Genomic DNA, 4,463 nt, shown 5'->3' with positions numbered 1-4,463 from the left:
GCAAGGGGAGGGGGAGAGTGGAAACCCAAGGCCGGCACGGGAGCGACACTCATGCCGCGGACCGGCGGGCGCGGGGGCGGCGCTTGGGGGCGGCCAGCGGCTTGGCCACCGGGTCGGCCAGCACCTCGACCAGCGTGCTGCGGATCTGCGCCAGCTTGGCCTCGTGCGTCACCTTCAGCCCGAACACGTCCTTGACGTAGAACACGTCGACGGCGCGGGCGCCGAAGGTGGAGATCTTGGCCGAGGAGATCTGCAGGCCCAGCCCGGTCAGCGCCCGGCCCATGGCATGCAGCAGGCCCGGCCGGTCGCGGCCGTTCAGCTCGATCACCGTGTGGGTGCGGCTGGCCTCGTTGTCGATCAGCACGCGCGGCGCGATCGACACCGAATGGAGGCGCGGATAGCTGCGGTGCCGCCGCTCCAGCTCCGCCGACATCTTCATCTCGCCGGACAGGCTGCGCTCGATCGAGACCTTGACCCGGGCCAGCTTCTCCGGAGCGTCGAAGGCGCCGCCCTCGACCGCGTCCTGCACCAGGAAGGTGTCGAGCGCCATGCCGTCGGCGAAGGTGAAGATTTTGGCCTCGACGATGGTGCCGCCGGAGACGGCGATGGCGCCGGCCAGGCGCGAGAACAGGCCGGGATGGTCGGCGGTGTGGATGGTCAGTTCGGCCACCGTGCGCTTCTGGTCGACCTGGATGTCGATCGCCAGCGCCTCCTTCGCCTCGTCCGCCGCCCGCACCAGCCGGGCGTGACGGGCCTGGGTGGCGCCGTCGAAGGCCAGCCAATAGGCGCGGCTGGCCTTGCCGAGATAGGCCTCCACGGCCTCCGGCGGCCAGTCCGCCAGGGCCTGGCGCAGCGACTCCTTGGCCTGGTCGACGCGATGCTCGACCCCGACCGCCTCGTCGGCGCCGGACAGCCGCTCATCGGCCCGGTGGTACAACTCGGCCATCAGCGTCGCCTTCCAGGCGGTCCAGCGGCCGGGGCCGACGGCGCTGATGTCGGCCGCGGTCAGCACCAGCAGCAGGCGCAGCCGCTCCGGGCTCTCCACCGCGGCGGCGAAGTCCTGTACCGTCTTCTCGTCCTCGATATCGCGCTTGAAGGCGGTGTCGCTGAGCAGCAGGTGCCAGCGCACCAGCCACTGCGCCGTCTCGGTCTCCTCCGGCGTCAGGCCGAAGCGGGGGCCGAGCTTGCGCACCACCCGCGCGCCCAGGATCGAATGGTCGCCGCCGCGGCCCTTGGCGATGTCGTGGCACAGCAGCGCGACATAGAGCGCCCGGCGCGACCCGGTCTTGCGCATCACCTGGGTGGCCAGGGGCAGCGTCTCCGCCGCCTCGCCGGTCTCGATCCGGTGCAGGATGCCGAGCGCGAACAGCGTGTGCTCGTCCACCGTATAGGTGTGGTACATGTCGTACTGCATCTGGGCCACGACCCGGCCGAAATCCGGCACGAACCGGCCCAGCACGCCGGCCTCGTTCATCCGCCGCAGCGGGATCTCGGGGTCCTGCTCCGCCGTCAGGATCTCCAGGAAGATGCGGTTCGCCTCCGGGTCGTCGCGCAGCCCGGCGATCAGGTCGATGTTGCGGGTGATCAGCTTCAGCGCCGCCGGATGGATGTCGAGGTCGCGCTGCTGCGCCACGCGGAACAGCCGGATGATGTCGACCGGATGTTCGCGGATCTGCTTCTCCCCGCCCAGGCTGACGCGGTCGCCGTCGAGCGGCAGCCCGTCGACCATCGGCGCCGCGAAGCCCAGGAAGGCCAGGCCGCGCTTCGGCCGGCGCTGGCTTTCCGCCTCCAGCGCCGCGCAGAAGATGCGGGTCAGGTTGCCGACCTCCTTGGCCACCAGGAAGTAGTGCTTCATCAGCCGCTCGACGCCCTTGGCACCGGCATGGTCGGTGTAGCCGGCGACGCGCGCCAGCTCCGGCTGCAGGTCGAAGGTCAGACGGTCCTCGGCCCGGCCGGTCAGGTAGTGCAGGTGGCAGCGCACGGCCAGCAGGAAGCTCTCCGACCGGCGGAAGCGGCGCGCCTCCTCCGTCGTCAGCACGCCCTTGGCGACCAGCCCGTCGACGTCGTCGACCTGGTACAGGTACTTGCCGATCCAGAACAGCGTCTGCAGGTCGCGCAGGCCGCCCTTGCCCTCCTTCACGTTCGGCTCCAGCACGTAGCGGCTGTCGCCCATGCGGCGGTGGCGGGCGTCGCGCTCGGCCAGCTTGGCCTCGGTGAAGGCGGCGCCGGTGCCGGCCGCCACCTCCTCGACGAAGCGGCGGCGCAGCGTGTCGTAGAGCGAATGCTCGCCCCACAAGAGCCGCGTCTCCATCAGGCTGGTGCAGATGGTGGTGTCGGTGCGGGCCAGGCGCAGGCTGTCATCGACCGAGCGCACGGAGTGGCCGACCTTCAGCCCGAGGTCCCACAGCAGGTAGAGCATGTACTCCACCACCTGCTCGATCCGCGGATTGCGCTTGTAGGGCAGGAGGAACAGCAGGTCGATGTCGGAGAAGGGCGCCAGCTCGCCCCGGCCGTAGCCGCCGACCGCGGCGATGGCGAAGCGCTCGCCCACCGTCGGGTTCGACACCGGGAACAGCCGCGACACGGTCAGCGAGGCCAGCCCGCCGATCAGCACATCCATCAGATAGGCGGATTCGGCGACGCAGGCATCGGCCGTCCCCACCTCCTCGACGAAGCGGCGCCGGATCACGGCGCGGCCGGCGGCCAGCGTCTCGCGCAGGGCCGCCAGGATCTCGGCCCGCTGCCTCTGCGCGTCGCCCTTGTCCGCCGCCTCGTTCAGCCGCCGCTCCAGCGCCGCGGGATCGACGATGTCGAGCGGCGCCTGGATGGTCTGGCCATGCCAGGTCTCGGCCAGCACCGGGGCCATGGCCGCCGGTGCCGCGGCGGCGCCATAGGGCAGCAGGCGGCGGAGGCGGCCCCGGAGGCCGGGACGGGCGCCAATGGGCGATGCGGACTCGTCGGGCATGATTTGTCTTAAATGAGCAAGGCCTTCAGAGCATACAACCGTTCGAGCGCTTCGCGCGGGGTCATCGCGTCGGGGTCGAGCCCGGCAACCGCGGTCTCGAGCTCCGACGGGCCCCTGGGCGCCGCTTCCGCCACCGATGTCGGGCGCGCGGCCGCGGCCGAGAACAGCGGCAGGTCGTCGACCAGACGGGCGACGCTGCGGCCTTCCTTGCCCGCCTCCAGCGCCTCCAGCACCTCCTGCGCCCGGCCGACCACGGCAGCGGGCAGCCCGGCCAGCCGAGCGACATGGATGCCGTAGGAGCGGTCGGCCGTGCCCGGCGCGACCTCATGCAGAAAGACGATGTCGCCCTGCCACTCCTTCACCCGCATGGTGTGGCAGGCCAGGTGCTTTAGCCGCGCCTGCAGCGCCGTCAGCTCGTGGTAATGGGTGGCGAACAGGGCCCGGCAGCGCGTGGTCTCGTGCAGATGCTCGACACAGGCCCAGGCGATCGACAGGCCGTCGAAGGTGGCGGTGCCGCGGCCGATCTCGTCCAGGATCACCATCGCCCGCGGACCGGCCTGGTTCAGGATCGCCGCCGTCTCCACCATCTCGACCATGAAGGTGGAATGGCCGCGGGCCAGGTCGTCGGCGGCGCCGACGCGGCTGAACAGCCGGTCGACCACGCCGATTTCCGCCTCCTCCGCCGGCACGAAGCCGCCCATCTGGGCCAAGACCGCAATCAGCGCGTTCTGGCGCAGGAAGGTCGACTTACCGGCCATGTTCGGGCCGGTCAGCAGCCACAGCCGACGGTCTTCCGACAGGTCGCAGTCATTGCCGACGAAGGGGCCGGCCTGGGCCTCGGCTAGGGCGATCTCGACCACCGGGTGGCGGCCGCCCTTGATGCGGAAGCCGGTGCCGCCGGTCACCTTCGGCCGGCAGTAGCGGCGCTCGACCGCCAGCTCGGCTTGCGAGGCCGCGACGTCGAAGCACGCCAGGGCACGTACGGCGCCGGAGATCGCCTCGGCCCGGCCGGTGACCTCGCTCACCAGGTCGGCGAACAGGCGCAGCTCCAGCGCCAGCGCCTTGTCCGCCGCCTCGGCGATCGAGCGCTCGAGCGTGCTCAGCTCCACCGTGGTGAAGCGCATCGCCGAGGCCATGGTCTGGCGATGGATGAAAGTGCCGGCATGCGGCGGCTGCAGCAGCTTGTCCGACTGATTGGCCGAGACCTCGATGTGATAGCCGATGACGTTGTTGTGGCGGATCCTGAGGTTCTGGATCTTGGTCTCGTCGGCGTAGCGCTGCTGCAGCGCCGCGATCAGCCGGCGGGATTCGTCGCGCAGGGTGCGGACCTCGTCCAGCTCCGGCAGGTAGCCGGGGGCGATGAAGCCGCCGTCGCGGACCAGCAGCGGCAATTCCTCGGCCAGCGCCCGGGTCAGCCGGTCGACCAGCACGTCATGCTCCCCCAGCTCCGCCGCGGCGCGGGAGAGGAGCGGCGGCAGGTCGAGGAAGCGCGGTGCCC

2 protein-coding genes are annotated in these 4,463 nt (G+C 71.1%); both read right to left on the bottom strand.

Annotation, left to right across the window (positions count from 1 at the left end):
* Positions 1–49: 49 nt before the first annotated feature.
* Positions 50–2,965 (bottom strand): [protein-PII] uridylyltransferase, encoded by a 2,916-nt coding sequence (locus tag P409_RS27575; protein ID WP_238578791.1) that lies wholly within the window; start codon positions 2,963–2,965, stop codon positions 50–52.
* 8 nt (positions 2,966–2,973) lie between these two features.
* A partial coding sequence (gene mutS / locus P409_RS27570) for a DNA mismatch repair protein MutS (protein WP_034845938.1) occupies positions 2,974–4,463 on the bottom strand: 1,490 nt, incomplete at its 5' end.

The sequence above is a fragment of the Inquilinus limosus MP06 genome (assembly GCF_000767795.1).
Taxonomy (GTDB): domain Bacteria; phylum Pseudomonadota; class Alphaproteobacteria; order DSM-16000; family Inquilinaceae; genus Inquilinus; species Inquilinus limosus_E.
The sequence above is the reverse complement of the archived record's forward strand: the minus strand, read 5'-3'. Positions and strand labels throughout refer to the sequence as shown.